Origin of the sequence: Streptomyces griseoluteus, assembly GCF_004784465.1 — a bacterium.
Classification (GTDB): Bacteria; Actinomycetota; Actinomycetes; order Streptomycetales; family Streptomycetaceae; genus Streptomyces; species Streptomyces griseoluteus.
Genome location: NZ_SRRU01000001.1, coordinates 910,419 through 934,781 on the forward strand (window position 1 = coordinate 910,419; position 24,363 = coordinate 934,781).

The 24,363-nt window shown below is 71.2% G+C and carries 21 protein-coding genes and 2 riboswitches; of the genes, 14 read left to right on the forward strand and 7 right to left on the reverse strand.

What is annotated here, in order from left to right; all coding sequences use genetic code 11:
• Positions 1 to 6 precede the first annotated feature (6 nt).
• The 6 genes from E5082_RS04230 to E5082_RS04255 are packed head-to-tail and all read left to right on the forward strand — an operon-like array spanning position 7 to position 7,115.
• Positions 7 to 1,410 (forward strand): SidA/IucD/PvdA family monooxygenase, encoded by a 1,404-nt coding sequence (locus E5082_RS04230; RefSeq protein WP_135789903.1) that lies wholly within the window; start codon positions 7 to 9, stop codon positions 1,408 to 1,410.
• Positions 1,410 to 2,738 carry a glutamine synthetase family protein gene (locus E5082_RS04235; protein WP_135789904.1) on the forward strand — a complete coding sequence of 443 codons (1,329 nt, stop codon included), beginning with the start codon at positions 1,410 to 1,412 and terminating at the stop codon, positions 2,736 to 2,738. The genes E5082_RS04230 and E5082_RS04235 overlap by 1 nt, the downstream gene beginning before the upstream one ends.
• A 43-nt stretch (positions 2,739 to 2,781) precedes the next feature.
• Positions 2,782 to 3,252: a redoxin domain-containing protein gene (locus E5082_RS04240; protein ID WP_167513980.1), complete on the forward strand. Its 471-nt coding sequence runs from the start codon at positions 2,782 to 2,784 to the stop codon at positions 3,250 to 3,252.
• A complete protein-coding gene (locus E5082_RS04245; protein ID WP_135789906.1) occupies positions 3,245 to 4,552 on the forward strand; it encodes an MFS transporter in 1,308 nt (435 codons plus the stop codon). Before E5082_RS04240 ends, E5082_RS04245 begins: the two co-directional genes overlap by 8 nt.
• The gene (locus E5082_RS04250) at positions 4,549 to 5,769 is read left to right on the forward strand and encodes an ATP-grasp domain-containing protein (protein WP_135789907.1); all 1,221 of its coding nucleotides are present in this window, start codon (positions 4,549 to 4,551) and stop codon (positions 5,767 to 5,769) included. The genes E5082_RS04245 and E5082_RS04250 overlap by 4 nt, the downstream gene beginning before the upstream one ends.
• A complete protein-coding gene (locus E5082_RS04255; RefSeq protein WP_135789908.1) occupies positions 5,766 to 7,115 on the forward strand; it encodes a circularly permuted type 2 ATP-grasp protein in 1,350 nt (449 codons plus the stop codon). The genes E5082_RS04250 and E5082_RS04255 overlap by 4 nt, the downstream gene beginning before the upstream one ends.
• Here the strand turns inward: E5082_RS04255 and E5082_RS04260 are convergent.
• Positions 7,108 to 7,977: a PP2C family protein-serine/threonine phosphatase gene (locus E5082_RS04260; RefSeq protein WP_135789909.1), complete on the reverse strand. Its 870-nt coding sequence runs from the start codon at positions 7,975 to 7,977 to the stop codon at positions 7,108 to 7,110. The genes E5082_RS04255 and E5082_RS04260 overlap by 8 nt on opposite strands.
• A 438-nt stretch (positions 7,978 to 8,415) precedes the next feature.
• Between E5082_RS04260 and E5082_RS04265 the strand changes: the two genes are divergently transcribed.
• Entirely contained in the window at positions 8,416 to 9,435 is a 1,020-nt protein-coding gene (locus tag E5082_RS04265; protein WP_135789910.1) for an LLM class flavin-dependent oxidoreductase, read from the forward strand.
• Between the two features lie 40 nt (positions 9,436 to 9,475).
• On the opposite strand, the gene E5082_RS04270 is transcribed toward E5082_RS04265, so the two are convergent.
• The 6 genes from E5082_RS04270 to gcvT form a co-directional block, all read right to left on the reverse strand.
• Positions 9,476 to 10,609 carry an NAD-dependent formate dehydrogenase gene (locus E5082_RS04270; RefSeq protein ID WP_135789911.1) on the reverse strand — a complete coding sequence of 378 codons (1,134 nt, stop codon included), beginning with the start codon at positions 10,607 to 10,609 and terminating at the stop codon, positions 9,476 to 9,478.
• Between the two features lie 115 nt (positions 10,610 to 10,724).
• Positions 10,725 to 11,348, reverse strand: coding sequence for a flavin reductase family protein (locus E5082_RS04275; RefSeq protein ID WP_135789912.1), 624 nt, complete (start codon positions 11,346 to 11,348; stop codon positions 10,725 to 10,727).
• Positions 11,349 to 11,625: 277 nt separating this feature from the next.
• Positions 11,626 to 12,993 (reverse strand): L-serine ammonia-lyase, encoded by a 1,368-nt coding sequence (locus tag E5082_RS04280; RefSeq protein WP_135789913.1) that lies wholly within the window; start codon positions 12,991 to 12,993, stop codon positions 11,626 to 11,628.
• 103 nt (positions 12,994 to 13,096) lie between these two features.
• Complete coding sequence (locus E5082_RS04285) at positions 13,097 to 14,365, reverse strand: serine hydroxymethyltransferase (protein WP_135789914.1); 1,269 nt, start codon at positions 14,363 to 14,365, stop codon at positions 13,097 to 13,099.
• Positions 14,366 to 14,380: 15 nt separating this feature from the next.
• A complete protein-coding gene (gene gcvH / locus E5082_RS04290; RefSeq protein WP_135789915.1) occupies positions 14,381 to 14,758 on the reverse strand; it encodes a glycine cleavage system protein GcvH in 378 nt (125 codons plus the stop codon).
• Positions 14,759 to 14,877: 119 nt separating this feature from the next.
• Complete coding sequence (gene gcvT / locus E5082_RS04295) at positions 14,878 to 16,005, reverse strand: glycine cleavage system aminomethyltransferase GcvT (protein WP_135789916.1); 1,128 nt, start codon at positions 16,003 to 16,005, stop codon at positions 14,878 to 14,880.
• Positions 16,006 to 16,046: 41 nt separating this feature from the next.
• Positions 16,047 to 16,154, reverse strand: a riboswitch (glycine riboswitch).
• Positions 16,155 to 16,243: riboswitch (glycine riboswitch) on the reverse strand.
• Between the two features lie 181 nt (positions 16,244 to 16,424).
• Between gcvT and E5082_RS04300 the strand changes: the two genes are divergently transcribed.
• The 7 genes from E5082_RS04300 (at position 16,425) to E5082_RS04330 (ending at position 24,359) form a co-directional block, all read left to right on the forward strand.
• Positions 16,425 to 17,087, forward strand: coding sequence for an AAA family ATPase (locus E5082_RS04300; RefSeq protein WP_135789917.1), 663 nt, complete (start codon positions 16,425 to 16,427; stop codon positions 17,085 to 17,087).
• Between the two features lie 64 nt (positions 17,088 to 17,151).
• Positions 17,152 to 17,943 (forward strand): enhanced serine sensitivity protein SseB, encoded by a 792-nt coding sequence (locus tag E5082_RS04305; RefSeq protein WP_135789918.1) that lies wholly within the window; start codon positions 17,152 to 17,154, stop codon positions 17,941 to 17,943.
• Between the two features lie 120 nt (positions 17,944 to 18,063).
• Positions 18,064 to 18,789 (forward strand): enhanced serine sensitivity protein SseB C-terminal domain-containing protein, encoded by a 726-nt coding sequence (locus E5082_RS04310; protein WP_373310095.1) that lies wholly within the window; start codon positions 18,064 to 18,066, stop codon positions 18,787 to 18,789.
• Positions 18,790 to 19,289: 500 nt separating this feature from the next.
• On the forward strand, positions 19,290 to 20,297 hold the full coding sequence (locus E5082_RS04315) for an ABC transporter permease (protein ID WP_135789920.1): 1,008 nt from the start codon (positions 19,290 to 19,292) through the stop codon (positions 20,295 to 20,297).
• Between the two features lie 71 nt (positions 20,298 to 20,368).
• Entirely contained in the window at positions 20,369 to 22,156 is a 1,788-nt protein-coding gene (locus E5082_RS04320) for an ABC transporter substrate-binding protein (RefSeq protein WP_135789921.1), read from the forward strand.
• 110 nt (positions 22,157 to 22,266) lie between these two features.
• Complete coding sequence (locus E5082_RS04325; RefSeq protein ID WP_135789922.1) at positions 22,267 to 23,265, forward strand: ABC transporter permease; 999 nt, start codon at positions 22,267 to 22,269, stop codon at positions 23,263 to 23,265.
• Positions 23,262 to 24,359, forward strand: coding sequence for an ABC transporter ATP-binding protein (locus E5082_RS04330; protein ID WP_135789923.1), 1,098 nt, complete (start codon positions 23,262 to 23,264; stop codon positions 24,357 to 24,359). Before E5082_RS04325 ends, E5082_RS04330 begins: the two co-directional genes overlap by 4 nt.
• Positions 24,360 to 24,363 lie beyond the last annotated feature (4 nt).

Consider the following 24,363-nt stretch of genomic DNA (forward strand, 5'->3'; position numbering starts at 1 on the left):
GCGCCGATGAGAGACCTCGTACCGCCGCCGCTCACCCGGAGCGCCGACCCGGCCCGCCCGCACGGCGGTTCGGAACCCGACGCACCCCTGCTGGTGATCGGCGCGGGTCCCAAGGCCATCGCCCTCGCCGTCAAGGCCAAGGTGCTCCGGGAAGCCGGGCTGGACGCCCCCGAAGTGGTCGCCGTCGAACGCGACCGCACCGCCGCCCACTGGCGCGAGGGCCACGGCTGGACCAACGGCCGCCAGAGCCTGGGCACTCTCCCCGAGAAGGACCTCGGCTTCCCCTACGACGCCACCACCTGGGGCGACCCCCATGACCCGCTCGTCGCCGAGATCGTCCGCCTCACCACCGGCTACGGCTGGGCCGGACACCTGATGAGCCGCGGCGGCTACGCCCGCTGGGTCGACCGGGGCCGCCCCCAGCCCAGCCACCGAGAATGGGCCGACTACCTCGACTGGGCCGCCCGCGAGGCCGGGCTGCGCGTCGTCAGCGGCGAGGTGCACGGCGCCGAGGCCGACGACGACGGCTGGACCCTCCGGTACACGGCCCCCGGCGGCCGCGGCACCGTACGCGGCCGGGGTCTGCTGGTCTCCGGGCCGGGACCGTCCGGCACCGCGCTCACCGCCGACGACGACCGGGTGCTGGACACCGCCGGCTTCTGGCGGCTCGCCGTCGCCGGACTGCCCCGCCGGATACGGCACGTGGTGGTCGTCGGCTCCGGCGAGACCGCGGGCACCGTGGTCCGTGAACTCGCGGTCGCCCAGGAGCGGGAGGTCACCGTCGTCACCCCGCGCGCCGCCCTCTACAGCCGTGGCGAGAGCCCCTTCGAGAACCGTTACTACAGCGACCCCACCGGCTGGACCGCTCTCACCGAGAGCGACCGCAGGGAGTTCATCCGGCGCACCGACCGCGCCGTCTTCTCCCTCGACGTCCAGCACGACCTCGCCCGCACCGCACGGGTGACCTGGTGCCCCGGCCGCGCCACCGGCACCCGTCCCGGCAGCCCCGTCGCCCTCGTCTACGCGTACGGGGGACGGTCCGGCGAGATCGAGGCCGACCTCGTGGTCGACGCCACCGGCGGTGACCCCATGTGGTTCACCGGCCTGCTCGGCCCGCGCGCCCGCACCGCCCTCACCGCGGCCGTCGGCGGCACCCTCACCCGCGCGGCCGTGGAAGGCGCGATCGACCGCTCCCTCGCCGTACCGGGCCTGCCCGCCCCGCTCCACCTGCCCAACCTGGCGGCCCTTGCCCAGGGCCCCGGCTTCCCCAACCTCAGCTCCCTCGGCCTGCTCACCGACCGGGTCCTGCGCGCCCACGTCCCGCCGAGGTCCCCGGCGGACCTCGCGGGGGCGTGTGCCGTGACCGGCCGGACGGGCGCGCCGGCCCCGTACTACCGAGGAGACGCGTGATGGCCACCGCCGTCCCGGCCGGGCACCAGCCCGCCGACACCGACTTCGTCCAGCTACTCTTCACCGACATCGCCGGCCGGCTGAAGTCACTCGAGATCCCCGCCGCCCGCTGGGACGCGGTACGCGCCGACGGCTGGACCCTGGACGGCTCCGTACTGCTCGGCTTCGGCGACCCCGACCACAGCGACCTGCGCCTCGTGCCCGACCCGGAGACCTTCGTCGTCCGGCCCTGGCCGACCCCGGCCGGCCGCACCGTCGGCATGGTCCTGTGCGACGTGCGCGACGCCCAGGGCCGCCCCTTCGCCGCGGACCCCAGGGCCGTGCTGCGCCGCGCCGTCGAGGAGTCCGAACGCCGCGGACTCCGGCCGGTGTTCGGCGTCGAGGCCGAGTTCTACCTGCTGCGCGAGTCCGCCCCCGGCCGCCTCGACCCCTCCGACAGGAACGCCTACTGGGACCTCGGCGAGACCGAGGAGGCCGACGAGGTCTGCCGGGACATCAGCGAGGCGCTGGACCGCATGGGCCTGACCGTCACCGGCCACCACCACGAGGTGTGCCCCGGCCAGCGCGAGATCGTCTTCCTGCACGGAGACGCCCTCACCACCGCCGACCGGCTGCTCCTGCTCAAGCACACCGCCCGCGCCATGGCCCGCCGGCGGGGCCTGAGGGCCGTCTTCATGCCCAAGCCGCTCGCCCACCTCTACGGCAACGCCCTGCACCTCCACGTCTCGCTGCGCGGCACCGACGACGACCGGCCCGTCTTCCACGACGCCGAGGACCCGCAGGGCATGTCCGCGCTCTTCCGCGCCTGCCTCGCCGGGGTCCTGGACCACGCGCCCGCGCTCACCGCCCTCGGCAACCCCACCGTCAACTCCTACAAGCGGATGGTCCCCGCCTCCGGCACCCCGGTGCACGTCAGCTGGGCCCGGCACAACCGTTCCACCGCCTTCAAGGTCGTCGGTGACCCCGCCGTTCCCGACTCCACCCGGCTGGAGCTGCGCAGCCCCGACCCGGCCGCCAACCCGCATCTGCTGTTCGCCGGTGTCCTCGCCGCCTTCGCGGACGGCGCGGAGCGCGGGCTGAAGCTGCCCGACGCCTGCGAGGAGCCGGCCGACACCCTCGGCGCCGCCGAACTGGCGGCCCGCGGCATCGCCCCCCTCCCCACCGACCTGCCCACCGCGCTACGCGCCCTCGCCGAGGACACGGTCGTCCGCGGTGCCCTCGGGGACCTCGCCGCCACGGCCCACGACCGGCACTGCCGCGCCGACTTCAACGCCTGGCACCGGATCGTCACCCCGTGGGAGGTGGAACGGTACGCGGATTCCGTGTGAGCATCCCCCGTCGCACCCGCGCACCCCACCCCGGAGGAACCCCTTGCAGTACACCGTCACCACGTCCGAGGGCCCCCTCACCGTGCCGTCGCCCGACCACGAGTGGACCGTCCTGTTCTTCATCACCGAGCCCGGCATCGGAGAGCGCGTGCCCGAACTGGGCGGCTGCACCACCGGACTGTGCTCCGCCCGCGACGCGGCCGCCCGCTTCGCCCGCGCCGGCGCCCGCGTGCTCGGCGCCAGTGCCCACGCGCCGGGCGAGCTGGCGGAGTTCGCCGCCGGGCGCGCCCTCGGCTACCCGCTGATCGGCGACAAGGACCTCGCCCTCGGCCGCGCCCTCGGCGTACCCGAGGTGCGTGCCGAGGGCCGCGTCCTCTTCGAGCGCGCCGGAGTCGTCCTGGACCGCACCGGCGCCGTCCGCGCCCTGATCCACCCCGTGCCCGACCCCGAGCACCACGCCGACCTGGTCCTCGGGGAACTGACCCGGCTCACCGGTGAGGGCGAGGATGACTGACGTACCGTCAGGGCGCGGGCCGGGCCGGATACGGGCCCTGCTGCCGGAGCGGGGAGCGCCGCGCGCACTCGCCCTGTCCACCCTGGTGGGCCAGACCGGCAGCGGACTCCTTCTCCCGGTCAGCGCGCTGTTCTTCACCCGGTCCGTCGGCCTCTCGGCCGCCCAGGTCGGCGTCGGCCTCGCGGTCGCCGGACTGACCGGGCTGACGGCGGCCGTCCCGGCGGGCCGGATCGCCGACCGCTTCGGCGCGCGCGGCACCTATGCCGCCGCGCTCGCCGGACAGGCCCTCGCCACCGCCTCGTTCGCACTGGTGCACTCCCTGTGGGCGTTCATCGTCGTCACCTGTGTGGCCGCCGTCGCCGAACGCGGGGGCGCCGCCGCGCGCGGTGCCGTCATCAGCAGCGTCGGGGTCGGAGAGGCGCGGGTGCGGCTGCGCGCCCTGCTGAAGTCGGTCACCAACGCGGGCCTGAGCATCGGCACCGCCCTCGCCGCGTTCGCCCTCGCGGCCGACACCCGCGCCGCCTACCTGGCCGTCGTCCTGCTCAACGCCTGCGCCTACGTGCTGGCCGCGCTGCCCCTGCGCAAGGTGCCCCCGGTCCGTCCGGCGCCCACGGGCCCCTCGGCGCCCGCCCGCCGTACCGTGCTGCGCGACCGTCCGTACGCCCTGGTCACCCTGGTCTGTGGGCTTACCAGCATCCACTACGACGTGCTCTCCCTCGCCCTGCCGCTGTGGATCGCCGACCACACCAGTGCCCCGGAGTGGACCATCTCGGCCGTGGTGCTGGCCAACACGGTGCTGGTCGTCCTGCTCCAGGTGCCGTTCTCCCGGGGAACGGGAAGCGTGGACACCGCCGCGCGCGTGGTGCGCCGCTCCGGCTGGGTGCTGCTCGTGGGCTGGGCCGCCATCGCCTGCGCGGTCCTCGCCTCCGCGCCGCTCGCCGCGCTGGGCCTGCTGCTCGTCGGCATGACCCTGCACACGGCGGGCGAACTGTGGCAGTCCGCCGGCAGCTACGGCCTCAGCTACGAACTCGCACCCGACGGCTCGCACGGCGAGTACCAGGGCTTCTTCTCCCTCGGCCGGGGTGTCACCGGTGTCGTGGCGCCGCTGGCGCTGACCACGCTCTGTCTCGCCCCCGGCCCCGACTGGCGTCCGCTGGGCGGCTGGCTGCTGCTGGGCGTCCTCGTCGCCCTGGTCGCCTCCGCCGCCCCGTACACCGCGCGCAGGGCCCGGCCCGTGCCCCTCACCCCCGTCGTCCCACGGGTCACCAAGGACCCGGCGCTCACCCAGGACTCCGTATGACCGAGACCGCCACCCGCACCGTCCTCGTACTGGGCGGCGGCACCCGGCTGCCCAAGGCCCTGCGCGCCCACGGCTGCCATGTCGTCTACGGCGGCACGCTCGCCGAGTTCGGCCCCGGGCACCGCGATGCCTGCGACGAGGCGCTGCTGCTGCCCGACGACGACGGCGACGTGTGGCTCGACCGCGTCCTGGCCCTGCACAAGGCGGTGCCCTTCGACCGGGTCGTCACCGTCCGCGAACGCTTCCTGACCACTGCGGCCCGCATCCGTGACGCACTCGGCCTGGCGGGCAACCCGCTGCGGACCGTGCTGCTGCTCAAGGACAAGGCGTTGATGCGCGAGGTCCTCGACGGCACACCCGGCTCGCCCGCCGTACGGGCCGCGCTGATGCGGGCGCCCGACGACCTGGCCGGCTTCACCGCGCGTGCCGGGCTGCCCGTCGTGCTCAAGCCCCGCGACGGCTCGGGCAGCCAGGGCATCCAAGTCCTGCGCTCCGCCGCCGACGTGGAGCGGGCCGCACGGCTGGTCGCGGAGACGCCGGACGCGCTGCTCGCCGAGGAGTTCCTGGACGGGCCGGAGTACAGCGTGGAGTCCTTCTCGCGCGGCGGGGAGCACCAGGTGCTGGCGGTCACCGAGAAGTTCACCGGTGACAACGCCGTCGAGATCGGCCATGTCGTACCCGCCCGCATCGACTCCGCCCGCCACGCGGCCCTGGTGTCCGCCACCCGCGCCTTTCTCGACGCGGTCGGCCTGACCGAGGGCCCCGCCCACACCGAGGTCATCGTCACCCCCGCCGGCCCCCGCGTCGTCGAGTCCCACGACCGCCCCGGCGGCGACGGCATCATCGACCTCGTTCGCGAGGTCACGGGCGCGGACGTACGCGACCTGCTGGCGGCCCACACGGCCGGAGTACAGCCGCCCCCACAGGTCCCCACCGCAGAGGCGGCCGCGACCTGGTTCCTGACCGCACCCCCCGGCCTGGTCACGGAGGTGACCGGCTGGCAGGCCGCCGCGACGAGTCCGGGCGTGCTGCAGACCGACCCCGAAACCGCCCCCGGCGACACGGTCCCCCCGCTGAGCAGCTCCGAGGACCGCTGCGGCTCCCTGACAGCCGTGGGTGCCACCGCGGACGAGGCCCTGGAACGAGCCCGGGCGGCCATCGCCGAGGTCCACATCACCACGCAGCCGGTACCTGGCGAGGAGACGCCCGCACCATGACCACCGCCCCGCCCACCACCCTGACCACTCGCTACCTGGCCGGACCCGGGCGACGCCCGCTCGCCCTCCGGGAGTCCGACCGGCTGGACCTCGTGCGCCGGGCTCTGGAGGACCGTTTTCTCAGCCGGCCCGTCTTTCTCACGGAGGGGGAGGCCGGACGACTGGAGCGGGATCTCAACGGGGTGACCGATCTGCTCTTCGGCCTGCCGGAGCGGCTCTTCGACGGGGACCCGTACGCCTTCGCGGCCGCGGTCGGGCTGCGGCCCGAGCAGGCGCGTCTCGCCCTGCGGCCGCCGGTGGCCGCGCCGGGCCGGATCGGCCGTGCCGATCTGTACCGGGACCAGGTCGGTTTCCGGCTTCTTGAGTTCAACATCAGCAGCGCCCTGGGGGGCCTGCAGATCACGGAGTTGAACCGGCTCGCGCTGGCCGACCCGGAGCTGGCCGCGTTCGTCGCGGCGGAGGGACTCGGCTTCCCGGACACGGTCGCCATGCTCGCCGGGCAGATACGGGAGGCGGCGGGCCGGGCGGGGGAGACGTGCCGGGTCGCCCTGATGGACTGCCCCTCCGGCTACCGTGCCACCGAGCCCGAGATCACCGCTCTGGCCGGGCTGCTCGCCCACCACGGTGTCGAGGCGTTCGGCTGCCACACCGGCCAGGCGCGCGAGTCCGGCGGCCGCCTGATGGTCGACGGACGCCAAGTCGACCTGGTGTACCGCTACTTCACCCTGGGTGAGCTCACCGCCGACGCGGCCGCCCTGCGCGAAGCCGAGGCCCTGCTCGACCTCTTCGCCCGCTGCGATGTCCCCGTACTCTCCCCGCTGCGCACCTCCATGCACGGTAACAAGCGTGCACTGGCCCTCCTCTGGGAGGACCGTTGCCAGGAAACCCTGGATGCGGGGGAGCGGGACCTCGTAGGCCGCCTGCTCCCCTGGACCCACGAACTACGTCCCGGCACGGCCCGCGTGGCGGGCGAACCGACCGATCTCCTCGCGTACTGCCGCCACCACCGCGACCGCCTGGTGATCAAGCCCGCGCACGGCCTCGGCGGCTCCGGCACCGTACTGGGCCGCAGCGTCGGCGACGCCCAGTGGGCGGCGAGCCTCGAACGCGCCCTGGCCACCCCGCACATCGTGCAGGAGCTGGTCACCCCGCTGCCGGAACCCTTCCCCGGGGAGGAGGGCGCGGACGAGCCATGGGTGCTCAACTGGGGAGCCTTCCTCATCGGCCGCAGCTACGCGGGCGCGTTCCTGCGCGGCCTGCCCGCCGGCCGCGCCGATGTCGTCTCGTACGCGGCCGGCGCCCACGCGGGCTGCGCCTTCCAGCAGCGCATGGGCGCCCCTAGCTGAACAGGTACACCGCGACGGCCGCCGCCACCACGACGGCGGCCAGCACGAACACGGTGCGGCCCGTCCGCCCCCGGCGCTCGGGAGCCTCCTCCTCCTGGAGGGGGGCCCGCGAGATGACCGGGGCGTCGGCAGGGGCGTCGTCGTGGACGACGTCCGCGACCACGACGGACACGTTGTCGTTGCCCCCCGCGCCGAGGGCCAGCTGGACCAGGCGGTCGGCGGCCTCGTCCCGGCTGGGCAGGCCGAGCGCCACGGCCAGTTCGGACTCGGCCACCAGATCGCTCAGCCCGTCCGAACACAGCAGGAACCGGTCGCCGGGCAGGGTCTCCAGACGGAACAGGGCCGGGCTCAGCGGCTCCCCGCCGACCAGCGCCTTCGTCACCATGGACCGCTGTGGATGCGCGAGAGCCTCGGCGGGGGTGATCCGGCCGTCGTCCAGCAGGGTCTGCACCAGGGAGTCGTCACGGGTCAGCAGTACCAGCTCACCGGCGCGCATCAGATACGTGCGCGAGTCCCCGACGTTGGCCACGACGAACTGATCGCTGTCGGCCTCCATCAGGACCGCCGTGATGGTGGTTCCCATCCCGTTCAGCTGCGGCGCGTCCCGCACGGCCTGCGCGATGGCCAGGTTCCCGGCGAGTATCGCCTCGCGCAACGCTTCCATGGGCTCCGCCCGCGTCCGCTCCGGCCCCAGCTCGGCCATGTGGGAGATGACGACAGAACTGGCCACCTCACCCCCGGCATGCCCGCCCATCCCGTCCGCCACCACCAGCAAATGCGGCGCCGCGTACACGGAGTCCTCATTGACCTCCCGGACAAGGCCCTTGTCGCTGCGGACGGTGAACTGGAGGGTCAGAGACATGTGTTCTCCTGGCTGGCGGACCCGAGCCGACGACGACGTCTTCCATCGCGGCGGGACGGAAGGGAGGGGGAGAAGAGTGAAGAGGGGGGCGTCCGGGCACACCACACCAGACTCGATCGAGTCTCTTCGCCCCAGCTGAGGAAGTCAAGTTCGTGCAGGGGGTGCGGAGTTGGGTGTCAGTTCGCCGGGTCCGGCGCCGCCTTCCCCGCTTCCGTGAGGGGGCACGCCGTGACGGGTGGGACCGGCCTCTCGCCCGCACGGACCGTCGCGAAGAGGCCGGCCGCCACGTCCCTGACCTGGCGGACTTTGGTCCCCCGTAGCTGTCCGGTACGCCTGCGGGCAGCGGGCACCTCCGGGCTCCGGCTCTGATTGCGCGCCGGTCCCGCCTGTGAAACGTTCGCAGGGAGGCACTCCGCTCCCGATGATTGTGGCGCCGACATGACTACTCCGCGCGTTCCGCTGTCGATCCTCGACCTCGTACCCGTGGCCTCGGGTACGGACACCACCACCGCGCTCAACCAGTCCGTCGAACTGGTGCGGCTCGCGGACGCGCTCGGCTACAACCGGTACTGGTACGCCGAGCACCACAACGTCGTCACCTTCGCGTCCTCCGCGACCTCCCTGCTCATCGGCCGCGCCGCCGAGCACAGCGAGCGCATCCGGCTGGGCTCGGGCGGCGTGATGCTGCCCAACCACAGCCCGCTGATGGTCGCGGAGTACTACGGCACCCTCGCGGAGATGTACGGCGACCGCATCGACCTCGGCCTCGGCCGCGCACCGGGCACCGACCCGACGACGGCCGCCGCGCTGCGCCGGGGCGGCGCCGCCACCGACACGTTCATCCAGGACGTCGTCGACCTGCACCGCTACCTCAGCTCCCGCGACGGCGGGGGGCCCGGGGTGCGGGCGGTGCCGGGCCAGGGCACCGAGGTCCCGCTGTGGATGCTGGGCTCCAGCCTCGACGGCGCGGCCGTCGCCGCCTACCTCGGGCTGCCGTACGCCTTCGCCTCGCACTTCGCACCGCAGATGCGGCACGAGGCGCTGGCGCTGTACCGCTCGCGCTTCTCGACGGAGTTCCCCACCGCCGAGATCCCGCAGCCGTACGCCATGGTCGGCGTCAACGTCCTCGTCGCCCCCACCGACGAGGAGGCGCACTACCTGTTCACCACCGCCCAGCAGATGGCCGCCGGCATCTACACCGGCGGGCGCGGCCCGCTGCGGCCCCCGGTCAGGGACCTCGGGACCGTGATCGGCCCCGAGGTCGCCCGATTCGTGGACGACTTCCAGCAGGTGCGCGCGGTGGGCTCACCGGAGACGGTCGTCACCGAGCTGGAGGCGCTGGTCGCGGACCTGGAGGCCGACGAACTGATCATCACGACCTACACCCACGACCCCGCGCACCGCGCCCGCTCGTTCTCGCTGCTGGCCGAAGCATGGGGGCTGGACGGCGGCGCCTGAGCGGCCGGTAACCCTCACTTCAGCTCCTACGACCGGGCCTCTACCCGGCGGGATTTCCCGCGTCGGTGACGAGATAGTCCTCGCGAATGGGCCGCCCCTCGAAATAGCACTGGAGGATGTCGAGCGTTCCGGCGGCATAGCGGGCCTGCGCGGAAAGCGTCGTCCCGGAAACGTGGGGCGTCATTCCGTTGAACGGCATCGTGCGCCAGGGATGGTTGACCGGCGCCGGCTGCGGATACCAGACGTCTCCCGCGTATCCGGCGAGATGGCCGGAATACAGAGCCTCCACGACCGCGTCCTGGTCCACCAGTTGGGCCCGCCCGCAATTGATGACGTACGTGCCGCGTTTCATCATGCCGAAGGTCTTCGCGTTCAGCATGTTCTTCGTGGACGGATACAGCGGCAATTGCAGGCTCAGAATGTCGATGTCGGAGATCATCGACTCCAGATCCGGGTGAAAGGTGAGGCTCAGTTCTTTCTCGGTCTCCGGATCGAGCTGATGCCGCTGGTGATAGTGCAGCTCCAGCCCGAAGGGCTTGAGCCGTCGCAGGACGGCAAGCCCGATGCCGCCCGCCCCGACCGCCCCGTACTTCATGCCCTCGATGTCGTAACCGCGCTCCACACAGTCCGCGACGTTCCAGACGCCGTTGGTGGAGACGCCGTGCGAGGGAAGGTAGTTGCGCACCTGGGCCAGGATCATCATCACCGTGTGCTCCGCCACACTGACGCTGTTGGAGCCGGTGACCTCGGCGACGGTGACCCCCGCCCGCGCCGCCGCGTCCAGGTCGACATGGTCCGAGCCGATCCCCGCGGTGAGCGCCAGCTTCAGCTTGGACGCCTTCGCCAGGCGCTCCTTCGTGAGATACGCCGGCCAGAACGGCTGCGAGATGACGACCTCGGCCTCGGGGAGATACTTGTCGAACTCGGTCTGCTCCCCGTCCTTGTCGCTGGTGACGATGAACCGATGGCCGTTCTTCTCCAGATAGCCCCGCAGTCCGAGTTCACCCGATACGCACCCGACCAGTTCGCCCGGTTTGAATCCGAGCGGGCCCTTGGGTGCGGGCGCTGGGTGACCGTTGACATTCCAGCCGATGTCCGGGATTTCGTCCCGCGCGTATACCGGCGGATATCCCGCCTGCGGGTCGGGATAGAGAACGCACAGAACGGTCGACATCAGCAGCCCCTTCACAAAAGGTGAGCAATCGGGTGCTATTTCGAGCCTACCCCCGTCACCGCCGCCCCGGCGCGACGAGCAATACCTGGCCGATGTGACCGCTGTCCATGGAAACTCAGCTCCGCTCGCCCTGTTGCCAGTCGCGCCAGCGGATGCGGGGCTTGTCCAGCACCTCGCCGAGCGTGCCCCACTCGTCGCGGCCCAGCCGGGAGAGCGGGCGCAGCCGCTCGATGTCCGGGAGCCCGTCCTTGGCGAGCGCCTCCTCGCTGACCACCGCGTGGACCACCCGCCCGAACACCACCGTGGAGTCGCCCAGCGTCAGCAGGCTGTGCAGCTCGCACTCCAGCGCCGCCGGGGAGGCCGCGACCCGGGGCGGTCTCACCCGCAGCGAGGGCTCGGGCTCCAGCCCCACCGCCCCGAACTCGCTGACGTCGGAGGGGAAGTCCGTCCCGGTGTCGTTGATCTCCTTGAACAGCCCCTCCGGCGCCAGGTTGACCACGAACTGCCCGGTCTCCTCCACGTTCCGCAGCGAGTCCTTGCGGGTCACCGAGGTGAACTGCACGATCGGCGGCTGCACACAGGAGACCGAAAAGAACGAGTGCGGCGCGAGGTTGGGCCGTTCCGGGTGGTCCCCGGGAACCGTGGAGACCCACGCGATCGGCCGCGGCACCACCACGGAGGTGAGGAGCCGGTAGAAGGCGTGCGGGGACATGGCCGAGGGATCGAAGTCGGTACGCATGATCCCCAGTATTCAGCGGCCCGGGCCTAGGGGGTGTCGTCCGGATCAGTTCGGCGACGCGGGGTCTGGCACGCACTCCCCCAAGCTCTCCGAGCAGGGGGGACCCCCAGCCGCGTTGTCGTCACTCGCCGACTCCCCCACGCTCGGCTGCGCTCGCGCGGGGGGACCCCCATCGCGTCGACTCCCTCCTCCGCCTTGCAGCTGCACGCACCAGACCCCGCTCGGGTCGGTCAGGAGGCGCCCTATCCATCCGTCGACCTGATCCAGACGACACCCCCTAACACTCGATGATGTTCACCGCGAGCCCGCCCCGCGCCGTCTCCTTGTACTTGACGCTCATGTCCGCGCCCGTCTCCTTCATGGTCTTGATGACCTTGTCGAGGGAGACCTTGTGGGAGCCGTCGCCGCGCATCGCCATCCTGGCGGCGGTGACCGCCTTCACCGAGGCCATGCCGTTGCGCTCGATGCACGGGATCTGGACGAGCCCGCCGACGGGGTCGCAGGTCAGGCCCAGGTTGTGCTCCATGCCGATCTCGGCCGCGTTCTCCACCTGCTCGGGGGAGCCGCCGAGCACCTCGGCGAGCGCGCCCGCCGCCATGGAGCAGGCGGAGCCCACCTCGCCCTGGCAGCCGACCTCGGCGCCGGAGATGGAGGCGTTCTCCTTGAAGAGCATGCCGATCGCGCCGGCCGCCAGCAGGAAGCGGACCACGCCCTCCTCGTCCGCGCCGGGCACGAAGTCCATGTAGTAGTGCAGCACCGCCGGGATGATGCCGGCCGCGCCGTTGGTGGGCGCGGTGACCACTCGGCCGCCCGCCGCGTTCTCCTCGTTCACCGCCATCGCGTAGAGGGTGATCCACTCCATGGCGTGCGCGAGCGCGTTGCCCTCGGCGCGCAGCTGGCGGGCGGAGACGGCGGCGCGGCGGCGCACCTTCAGGCCGCCCGGCAGGATGCCCTCGCGGGACATGCCGCGGGCCACGCACTCGCGCATCACCCGCCAGATCTCCAGCAGGCCCGCGCGGATCTCCTCCTCGGTGCGCCACGCCCGCTCGTTCTCCAGCATCAGCGCCGAGATCGACAGCCCGGTCTCCCTGGTGAGCCGCAGCAGCTCGTCACCGGTGCGGAACGGGTACTTCAGCACCGTGTCGTCCAGCTTGATCCGGTCCGCGCCGACCGCCTCCTCGTCCACGACGAAGCCGCCGCCGACCGAGTAGTACGTCTTGGTCAGCAGTTCCCCGCCCGAGGCGTCGTGCGCCCAGAGCGTCATGCCGTTGGCGTGGTACGGGAGGGTCTCGCGGCGGTGCAGGACGAGGTCGTCGTCGAAGGAGAAGGCGATCTCGTGCTCGCCGAGCAGGCTGAGCCGGCCCGCCTCGCGGATCGCCCCCACCCGGTCGTCGGCGCCCTCCACGTCCACCGTGCGCGGGGAGGCGCCCTCCAGGCCCAGCAGCACCGCCTTGGGGGTGCCGTGGCCGTGGCCGGTGGCGCCGAGCGAGCCGTACAGCTCGCAGCGGACGGCGGCGACGGCGTCCAGCAGGCCCTCGTTGCGGAGGCGGCGGGCGAACATGCGCGCCGCCCGCATCGGACCGACCGTGTGGGAGCTGGACGGGCCGATGCCGATCGAGAACAGGTCGAAGACCGAGACGGCCACGGTGACTCCTCAATACGAACAGGTACAAAAGGTGATGCGGACACAGCACGGGTGCCCCGCCCACCGGCAGTGGGCGGGGCACCCGGGTAACGAATACGGGGTACTACTCGCCCAGCGCCGGGTACAGCGGGTGCTTGTCCGCGAGCACCCGCACCCGAGCGGCGAGCGCCTCGGCGTCGTACGACGGCTTCAGCGTCTCCGCGATCACGTCCGCGACCTCGGCGAAGTCCTCGGCGGTGAAGCCGCGGGTGGCGAGAGCGGGCGTGCCGATCCGCAGGCCGGAGGTGACCATCGGCGGGCGCGGGTCGTTCGGGACCGCGTTGCGATTGACCGTGATGCCGACCTCGTGGAGCCGGTCCTCGGCCTGCTGCCCGTCCAGCTCCGACTCACGCAGGTCCACCAGGATCAGGTGCACGTCCGTGCCGCCGGAGAGCACGTTGACCCCGGCCTCGCGGGCGTCCGGCGCGGTCAGCCGCTCGGCCAGGATGCGGGCACCGTCCACCGTACGCCGCTGGCGCTCCGCGAAGTCCGCCGAGGCCGCGACCTTGAAGGAGACCGCCTTGGCGGCGATCACGTGCTCCAGCGGGCCGCCCTGGAAACCGGGGAAGACCGAGGAGTTCAGCTTCTTGGCGAAGTCCTTCTTGGCCAGGATGATGCCGCCGCGCGGGCCGCCGAGCGTCTTGTGCGTGGTGGAGGTCACCACGTCCGCGTGCTCGACCGGGTTCGGGTGCAGCCCCGCCGCGACCAGACCGGCGAAGTGCGCCATGTCCACCCACAGGTACGCCCCGGCCTCGTCCGCGATCCGCCGGAACTCGGCGAAGTCGAGCTGCCGGGGGTACGCCGACCAGCCCGCGATGATCACCTTGGGGCGGTGCTCCTTGGCCAGCCGCTCGACCTCGGCCATGTCGACCACGCCGGTCTCGCCGTCCACGTGGTACGCGACCACGTTGAACTGCTTGCCGGAGAAGTTCAGCCGCATCCCGTGGGTGAGGTGGCCGCCGTGCGCCAGGTCGAGCCCGAGGATGGTGTCGCCGGGCTGGGCCAGCGCGAAGAGCGCCGCCTGGTTGGCGGAGGCGCCCGAGTGCGGCTGGACGTTGGCGTACTCGGCGCCGAACAGCTCCTTCACCCGGTCGATGGCGATCTGCTCGGCCACGTCGACGTGCTCGCAGCCGCCGTAGTAGCGGCGGCCCGGATAGCCCTCGGCGTACTTGTTGGTCAGGACCGACCCCTGGGCCTCCATCACCGCCAGCGGTGCGAAGTTCTCGGAGGCGATCATCTCCAGGGTCGACTGCTGGCGGCGCAGCTCGGCGTCGACCGCGGCGGCGATCTCCGGGTCCAGCTCGTGCAGGGGCGTGTTCAGGACGTCAGTCATACGGCTTCCGGCTCCTCAGCCTGCGATGTAGGCGGTGTACTCGTCGGCGGTCAGCAGGTCGGCGGGCTGCTCCGCGACGCGCACCTTGAACAGCCAGCCGCCCGCGAAGGGCTCGGAGTTCACCAGCGACGGGTCGTCCACGACGTCCTGGTTGATCTCGGTGATCTCACCGGAGACGGGGGAGTACAGCTCGGAGACCGACTTGGTGGACTCCAGCTCGCCGCAGGACTCGCCGGCGGTGACCTGGGCGCCGACCTCGGGAAGCTGCACGAAGACCACATCGCCGAGCGCGTTGGCCGCGTGCTCGGTGATGCCGACCGTCGAAGCACCGCCGTCGGCGGCCGACAGCCACTCGTGCTCCTTGCTGTAGCTCAACTGCTGCGGGTTGCTCATGACCTGAATTCTCCTGTACGCGAGGACGTGCTCGTCGGGCGAAAAGGGCTCGAACCGCTGAAGAGCGGGTGAATGTGCGCAGGGTCACGCCGGGGACCGGCCGGACCCGGTGCCAGTGTCTACTTGGCGCGCTTGTAGAAGGGCAGCGCCACGACCTCGTACGGCTCGTGGCTGCCCCGGATGTCCACGCCCACACCGGTGCTGCCGGGGGCGGCGTGCGCGGCGTCGACGTAGGCGATGGCCAGCGGCTTGCCGAGGGTGGGGGAGGGGGCACCGGAGGTGACCTCGCCGATCACCTTGCCCTCCGCGACGACGGCGTACCCGGCGCGCGGCACCCGGCGGCCCTCGGCGATCAGGCCGACCAGCACGCGCGGCGGCTCTGCCTCGGCCCGCTCGGCGGCCTTCGTGAGCGCCTCGCGGCCGACGAAGTCGCCCTCCTTGCCGAACTTCACCACGCGGCCGAGACCGGCGTCGAACGGGGTCAGCCCGGTGGTCAGCTCGTGCCCGTACAGCGGCATGCCCGCCTCCAGGCGCAGGGTGTCCCGGCAGGACAGCCCGCACGGCACCAGACCGGCGGCGGAGCCGGCCTCCAGCAGCGCCTCCCAGAGCCGGACGGCGTGCTCGGGCTTCACGAACAGCTCGAAGCCGTCCTCGCCGGTGTAGCCGGTACGGGCGATCAGCGCGGGGATGCCCGCGACCGTGCCGGGCAGCCCGGCGTAGTACTTCAGGCCGTCGAGGTCGGCGTCGGTGACGGCCTTGAGGATGCCGGGGGACTCCGGGCCCTGGACGGCGAGCAGCGCGTAGGCGTCGCGGTCGTCGCGGACCTCGGCGTCGAAACCGGCCGCGCGCTCGGTCAGCGCGTCCAGCACGACCTGGGCGTTGGAGGCGTTGGCCACGACCATGTACTCGTGCTCGGCGAGCCGGTAGACGATCAGGTCGTCCAGGATGCCGCCGTCGGCGCGGCAGATCATGGTGTAGCGGGCGCGGCCCACGCCGACCGAGGCGAGGTCGCCGACGAGGGCGTAGTTCAGCAGGGCGGCGGCGCCGGGGCCGGTCACCGTGATCTCACCCATGTGCGAGAGGTCGAACAGTCCGGCCCGGGTACGCACCGCCTGGTGCTCGTCGCGCTCGGAGCCGTAGCGCAGGGGCATGTCCCAGCCGGCGAAGTCGGTCATCGTCGCGCCGAGCGAGCGGTGCACGGCGTCGAGCGCGGTACGGCGCGGGGCGTTGGGCTCTGTGCTACTCATCGGTCGTCTCCCAGGGCAACGGGGGATGGGGCGAGGAACGTTCCTCCCCATCTGTCATCGGAACCTGAGAGGTTCGCCATGACCCTCACGGTCACTGGCTTGCACCTTGGGTGGAGCCACTGCGACAGCGGCCCGCTTTTCAGATGTGCCTCGCCCGCGCGGTAACGGTGCCTGAGAGATTCAAGGGAGGGACTTGCTCCTTCGGCGCCCCGGATGGGGACTCTCCCGCGCGGATTCAAACGGCCGGTATGCAGTTGGCGGGCACATCATCGCACGGCCGCGCCCGGCCCTGAAGGGGCCACCGGCTGTGACATGCCTGTGGCCGTTCCGGGACCCGTACGGGGACCTCGCGCATTACCTTCTCTTTACATGAGTTGGGCAGGGGATGACCTGAGCCCACTGGGGGAGGGACGATCACGGTGAACAGGACCACGGTGTACGCCACGACCACCGGCATCCCGCTGCGGCAGCGGCCCTGCGCGGCCGCCGGGCAGCAAGCGGAGCGCCCCGCGCCGGCCGTCCGGGACCTGCGCGACCGCCCCGGCGGCCCCCGCACCCTCCGCTTCGGCCCCCGCGACCTCGCCGTAGTCACCGGGCTGCCCGGCAGCGGCAAGTCCACCCTGATGCGCCGTACGGTCCCCGGCCGCCGCGTCGACTCCCAGGACGCCCGCGACCGCTGGGCCGCCCGGCTCCCCGCCGCGCTGCCCTACGCGCTCTACCGCCCCCTGGTCCGCCTGGCCCACTACGCCGGGCTGCGCCGCGCGCTGGCCTCCGGCGAGGGCGTCGTGGTGCACGACTGCGGCACCCAGCCCTGGGTGCGCGCCTGGCTCGCCCGCGAGGCGCGCCGCAGAGGCGGCACCCTGCACCTGATCCTGCTCGACGTGTCCGCCGACACCGCCCGGCGCGGCCAGCGCGAGCGCGGCCGGGGCGTCTCGCGGTACGCCTTCCACCGCCACCGCGGCACCACCGCCCGGCTGCTGGACGCCGTCGAACGCGGCGAGAGCCCCGCCGGCTGCGGCTCGGTCGTCCTGCTGGACCGTGCCTCGGCGGACGGCCTGAAGCGGATCGAGTTCGCCACGTGAGCTCCCGCATCCGTACCGGATAGCCTTCTGCACCACAGCATGACTCCCAGCAGGCGGTAGGCACATGGACTTCCCGGCGGACCTTCCCGCGGACTTCCCGGCACAGGCACACCCCCACCCGCACGGCGGTTGGCCCGGCAACGAACTGGAGGAGGTCCTCTCCGCCTCCCTCGGCATACCCGCGGCCGGCGCCCGCGTCATCGAGGTGCTGGCCCGAAGCTTCGTCTGGATACCCCTGCCGAACGGCGGCGGTCCGCACAGCGGGCCGCTGGACCTGCCCACCGTCGAGATCGACGGCCAGGTGTACGTCCCGGTGTTCAGCTCCGAGGAGCAGTTCCGGCAGTCGCCCGGCGGACACCTCCCGCACACCGTCGCCCCCGCCGTGGAGTTCGCGCGCGGCCTGCCGCCGCAGGCGGGCGTCGTCATCAACCCCGGCGGCGTGGTCGGACTGCCGCTGCCGCCCGACGCGGTGGCCGCGCTGTGCCGGGCCGCGGGCTCCCCGCTGGACGGTCCGGCCTCCGGCGGCCGGGTGCGGCTCTTCGAGCCCGACTGGCAGGAGGACCCGGTGGACTTCCTGGCCGCCGCCTCCGCCGAGTTCGCCGCGGCCGGCGTGGTCGTCAGCGCCCGGCGCTGCCTCGCCGTCATCGAGACGGCCGACCCGGTGCTCTTCGTCGGCGTCGAGCTCGCCCACTGGGAGGGCGACGCGCGGGCGCTCCCGCTGGACGCCCTCGGCAAGGCACTCGGCCGCGCCCCGGCCCCCTGGCCCGTCAACCTGGTCCTCCTGGACGCCACCCAGGACCCGGTGGCCGACTGGCTGAGGACGAACGTGCGCCCCTTCTACCAGTTCGGCAACTGAGGCATCAGGGCTCGCGGGGCCCGCGCCGGTGGGCGCTTAAGCTGTCCCCACACGCGGGGAACTTGCAATGAAGGGGCGGTAGGACAGGTGAGCGCGAGCCCAAGCGGCAGCGTCGAGCACATGCTGCGCCAGGTCACTCCCGGACGCTACGACGCCTACGAGGCACTGCTCCGCGCCCTCGCCACCCCTTCGTCCGGCCAGATCTGGATGCTGCTGTGGCACGGCCAGGCCGGCTCCCCGGACGCGCAGTACGGGAACATGGAGGTCGGCGGCTTCGGTTACGCCCCCTGCGTGACCTCCGCCCAGGAACTCTCCGCCAGCGGCTGGAGCCGGTCCTACGAGGTGGTCGACAGCCTCGACGTCGCCCGCACCCTGTACCCGGAGCACTACGGCCTCTGGCTCAACCCGCACGCCCCCGGCGGCGGCGTCGGCATCCCCTGGCTGGACCTGCGCCGCATCGCCACGGGCCTGGACCGCCAGCCGGCCGGCCCTCTGCGGCTGTCCGAACCGGCCATCGAGGTACCGCAGTTCTACGCACTGCTCGCGCAGAACGCCCACCGCACCCCCGCCCTGCGCTCCCTGCGCCGCGCCTGGGTCCAGCCCGCGCTGGGCGCCCCCTACCTCGCCCTCGGCCTCGACGTGTACGAGTCGACCCCGGCCGCGGTCGACTCCGTCCGCGCGATGATGCAGCAGTCGGTCGGCGCGGTCCCCGAGGGCCTGCCGGTCTCCACGGTCGCCATGACCGACGACTTCGACCCCGTCGTCCTCTGGATGCGCGCCAACTCCCGACCGTTCTACGACCGCGAGGCCCACGGGGCGGTCGCGCCGGTGGGCGGGGCGTACTAGCGCCCTTTTCCTTTCCGCTCTTTGCCTTTTCCTGGTAATTCCGCGTTCCGGAATCCCGAATTTCACGGGGCCCCTCCGGCATTTCCGCATGCCAGTGAGCCGACGCCGGCGGCCGGCCCGGTGATCCGGAAGATCTGTGTGGACTGAGTGTTCGTCACGCCCTGTTCCGGGTAGGTCACGTGGAGGTCCGGTGTTGCGGCGGTGTGAACTCCCCCGCCATTAGGACGTGTTCAGCCGTACATGGCAGTGAATGACGGTCTTTGCTCATGTCGTCCCGAATTCACCTGTGTCCTACCGCTGTTACCCGTCGTTCGGATATCGGAACGTGCCAGCTTGCATCACGTTTAGGCATCCATTCCCCGTCAAGTCTGGCAACGGATCGCTCCGCCGTTGAAGACTCCCGATCCAGGGGTGTTCACCCCCGTGTACGACAGTCTTCGAAGCCGCTCGCGCGGCAAGTGTGGGCCGGCTCAGGCCGGTTGAGAGGGGTCCCTGTCAGAATGACGGCACCATTGCACGAGCCGACCGCTGACGCGGCCCCGAACGCGCACGAGGAAGCGGAGGTGGCGAGCGCCAAGGCGAAGGATGTCCAGGGACGTTCGCTGGGGCGCATCGCCTGGGAGCGGCTGAAGCGGGACAAGCTCGCCCTGACCGGCGGCACCGTCGTCGTCCTGCTCATCGTGATCGCCCTGCTGGCGCCGGTGCTCACCCACTTGATCGGGCAGGACCCGGACGCTTACCACGAGAACCTGATCGACCCGCTGTTCGGCACCCCCAAGGGGTCCCTCGGCGGTCTCGGCGGCGATCACCTGCTGGGCGTCGAGCCGGTCAACGGCCGCGACATCCTCGCCCGCATCCTCTACGGGGCGCAGATCTCGCTCCTGGTCGGCTTCCTGTCGGCCGTGGTGGCCGTCGCCCTCGGCACCGTGCTCGGCATCCTCGCCGGGTTCTTCGGCGGCTGGGTCGACTCCGTGATCAGCCGGGTGATGGACGGACTGCTGGCCTTCCCGCAGCTCCTGTTCATCATCGCGCTCGTCTCCGTGATGCCCAACAGCATGCTGGGGCTCAGCGGTTCGGCCGTACGCGTCTTCGTGATGATCCTGGTCATCGGCTTCTTCGGCTGGCCGTACATCGGCCGCGTGGTGCGCGGCCAGACCCTCTCGCTGCGTGAGCGCGAGTACGTCGACGCGGCCCGCTCGCTGGGCGCCGGACGGTTCTACATCCTGTTCAAGGAGCTGCTGCCCAACCTGGTCGCGCCGATCATCGTCTACTCCACGATGATGATCCCGACCAACATCCTCACCGAGGCGGCCCTGAGCTTCCTGGGCGTGGGCGTCAAGCCGCCCACCGCCTCCTGGGGTCAGATGCTCTCGAACGCGATCGACTACTACGACTCGGACCCCATGTACATGGTGGTCCCCGGTGTGGCGATCTTCATCACCGTTCTTGCCTTCAACCTGTTCGGCGACGGCGTCCGGGATGCCCTGGACCCCAAGGCTTCCCGCTGACCACGCCGTACCCCCAAGCGACCCGTGGAACCAGCACGGGGTCTCTCATCAATTCCGGAGGAACCGAGATCGTGACTACCCAGCGCACCTCAGGGCGGGCCAAGCGGACCGCGGCCGCTGCCGCCGTGGTCGCCGCACTGCTGACCACGGCCGCGTGCGGCGGCGGCGACGACGGCGGTTCGAAGAACGGTGCGGCCGGCTTCGACGCGGCCAACAACAAGGTCGCCCAGGCGTCCGAGGCCAAGAAGGGCGGCACCCTGCGCTTCGGGTCCGTCCAGGACGCCGACTCGTGGGACACCACCCGTGGCTACTACGGCTTCATGTGGAACTTCTCCCGCTACTACAGCCGCCAGCTCGTCACCAACAAGACCGAGGCCGGCGCCGCGGGTGCCGAGATCACCCCGGACCTCGCCACCGGTGTCGCCAAGGTCACCGACGACGGCAAGACCTACACGTACACCCTGCGTGACGGTGTGACGTGGGAGGACGGCAAGCCGATCACGTCGAAGGACGTCAAGTACGGCATCGAGCGCGTGTGGGCGCAGGACGTGCTCTCCGGCGGTCCGACCTACCTGAAGGAGGTCCTTGACCCCAAGGGTGAGTACAAGGGCCCCTACAAGGACAAGGCCAAGGACCACCTGGGTCTGAAGTCCATCAAGACCCCGGACGACAAGACCATCGTCTTCCACCTCCCGCAGGCCAACTCGGACTTCGAGGAGATGCTGGCGCTGACCTCGGGTTCCCCGGTCCGCCAGGACAAGGACACCAAGTCCAAGTACGGTCTGCACCCGTTCTCCTCGGGCCCGTACAAGTTCGCGTCCTACAGCCCCGGCAAGGACCTCAAGCTGGTCCGCAACGCCAACTGGAAGGCGTCCTCGGACCCCGTCCGCAAGGCGTACCCGGACGCGATCACCATCAAGTTCTTCTCCAACGCCAATGACCTGGACCAGCGTCTGATCAACGGCGACCTGGACATCGACCTGGCCCAGACCGGCATGTCGCCCCAGGGCCGCACGGTCGCCCTGAAGAAGCACAAGGGCAACCTGGACAACCCGGTCTCCGGTTACGTCCGTTACGCCGTCTTCCCGCAGAGCGTGAAGCCGTTCGACAACGAGCACTGCCGCAAGGCCGTGATCTACGGCGCCGACCACGTCTCGCTCCAGACCGCCCGTGGCGGCCCGGTCGCCGGCGGCGACATCGGCACCAACATGCTCCCGCCGTCGGTCCCCGGCGCCGAGGGCCAGAAGTACGACCCGTACGGGATCGCCGGTGCCAACAAGTCCGGCAACGTCGCCAAGGCCAAGGAAGAGCTGAAGGCCTGCGGCAAGCCGAAGGGCTTCAGCACCACCATCGCGGTGCGAAACAACAAGCCCGTCGAGGTGGCCACCGCCCAGTCGATGCAGGCGGCGCTGAAGAAGATCGGCGTCAACGTCCAGATCGACCAGTACGACGGTGCCCAGACCCCCGGCATCATCGGCAGCCCCTCGAACGTGAAGAAGAAGGGCTACGGCATCATCATCATGGGCTGGGGCCCGGACTTCCCGTCCGTGCAGGGCTACGGTCTCCCGCTGTGGAACAGCAAGTACATCCTCGAGAGCGGCAACAACAACTACGCCCTCATCAAGGACAAGAAGATCGACGGTCTCTTCACCGACTACGTCAAGACGCTGGACGACGCCGGCAAGACCAAGATCGCCACTGAGATCAACCACAAGGTCATGGAGGGCGCGTACTACCTGCCCTTCACCTTCGAGAAGTTCCTGAACTGGCGCTCGGACCGCGTCGCGAACATCTACACGTCGAACGGCTACAGCGGCATGTACGACTTCGTCAACCTCGGTCTGAAGTCCTCGAAGTAACCCCGGCACACCCGCCGAACGGCACGAAAGGCAGGTGAAGGCCGGCGCGGCGAGACCGTGAACCGCCGGATGATCTCCGGCGGTTCACGGTCCGCGGCGGGCCGTAAGCTGTGCTCGCTTACCTCATCAGGCGGCTCTTCGCCGCCGCAGTGATGCTCGTGGTCATCGTCATGGTGGTCTTCGGCATCTTCTTCCTCGTCCCCAAGTGGGCGGGGGTCGACGTCGCCACGAGTTTCGTGGGCAAGCAGGCCGACCCCGCGGCAGTCGAGGCGATCCGGGAGAAGCTCGGTCTGAGCGACCCGATCTTCCAGCAGGTGTGGGAGTTCTTCAAGGGCATCTTCGTGGGCCGCACGTACGCGGCCGGCGGCGATGTCACCCACTGTGCTGCGCCGTGCTTCGGTTACTCGTTCCGCAGCGAACAGGCCATCTGGCCGGTGCTGACGGACCGTTTCCCGGTCACGCTGTCCCTCGCGCTCGGCGCGGCGGTCCTGTGGCTGGTCTTCGGTGTCGCGGCGGGTGTCCTCTCCGCGCTCAAGCGGGGCACCCTGTGGGACCGCACCGCGATGGTGGTGGCGCTGGGCGGTGTCTCGCTCCCCATCTACTTCACCGGTCTGCTCTCCCTGGCGATCTTCTCCTACGGGCTCGGTCTCATCGACGCGCAGTACGTGCCCCTGGAGGACAGCTTCAGCGGCTGGTTCGGCGGCATGATCCTGCCCTGGATCACCCTGGCCTTCCTGTACGCGGCGATGTACGCCCGGATCACCCGCGCCACCATGCTGGAGATCCTCGGCGAGGACTACATCCGCACCGCGCGTGCCAAGGGCCTCAAGGAGCAGACGGTCATCGGCAAGCACGCCATGCGTTCCACGATGACCCCCATCCTGACCATGCTCGGCATGGACCTCGGCGCCCTCATCGGCGGCGCGATCCTGACCGAGACGACGTTCAGCCTGCCCGGCCTCGGCCAGGCCGTCCTCAACGCCATCAAGAATCAGGACCTGCCCGTCATCCTGGGCGTCACCCTGATCACCTCGGTGGCGGTGCTGATAGCCAACCTCCTGGTGGACATCCTGTACGCCGTGATCGACCCGCGCGTGAGGCTCTCATGACCGAACTCAGCAAGACCGGAGCCGCGGTGGGCGAGCCCACCGACCCCACGACCGCCGGCAAGGCGTTCCTGGACGTGCGCGACCTGAAGGTGCACTTCCCGACCGACGACGGCCTGGTCAAGTCCGTCGACGGACTGACCTTCACGCTGGAGAAGGGCAAGACCCTCGGCATCGTGGGTGAGTCCGGCTCCGGCAAGTCGGTCACCTCGCTCGGCATCATGGGCCTGCACACGGCCGGCCAGTACGGCAAGCAGAAGGCCCGCATCTCCGGCGAGATCTGGCTGAACGGCACCGAGCTGCTGTCGGCCGACCCCGACCAGGTGCGCCGGATGCGCGGCCGCGAGATGGCGATGATCTTCCAGGACCCGCTGTCCGCGCTGCACCCGTACTACACGATCGGCCAGCAGATCGTGGAGGCGTACCGCATCCACCACAAGGTCGACAAGAAGACCGCGCGCAAGCGCGCGATCGAGATGCTCGACCGGGTGGGCATCCCCCAGCCGGACAAGCGGGTGGACAGCTACCCGCACGAGTTCTCCGGCGGTATGCGCCAGCGCGCCATGATCGCCATGTCGCTGGTGAACAACCCCGAGCTGCTCATCGCCGACGAGCCGACGACCGCCCTGGACGTGACCGTCCAGGCGCAGATCCTCGACCTCATCCGCGACCTCCAGAAGGAGTTCGGCTCCGCGGTCATCGTCATCACCCACGACCTGGGCGTCGTCGCCGAACTCGCCGACGACATCCTCGTGATGTACGGCGGACGCTGTGTCGAGCGGGGACCGGCGGAGAAGGTGTTCTACGAGCCCCGGCACCCCTACACCTGGGGCCTGCTCGGTTCCATGCCGCGGCTCGACCGCGAGCAGCAGGACCGCCTGATCCCGGTGAAGGGCTCCCCGCCCTCCCTGATCAACATCCCGTCCGGCTGCGCCTTCAACCCGCGCTGCCCGTACGCCGACCTCCCCAAGGACAACGTGACCCGCACGGTCCGCCCCGAGCTGACCCAGGTCGGCAGCACGCACTGGGCCGCCTGCCACATGAGCACGGAGCAGCGGGAGCGGATCTGGACCGAAGAGATTGCGCCGAAGCTGTGAGCGA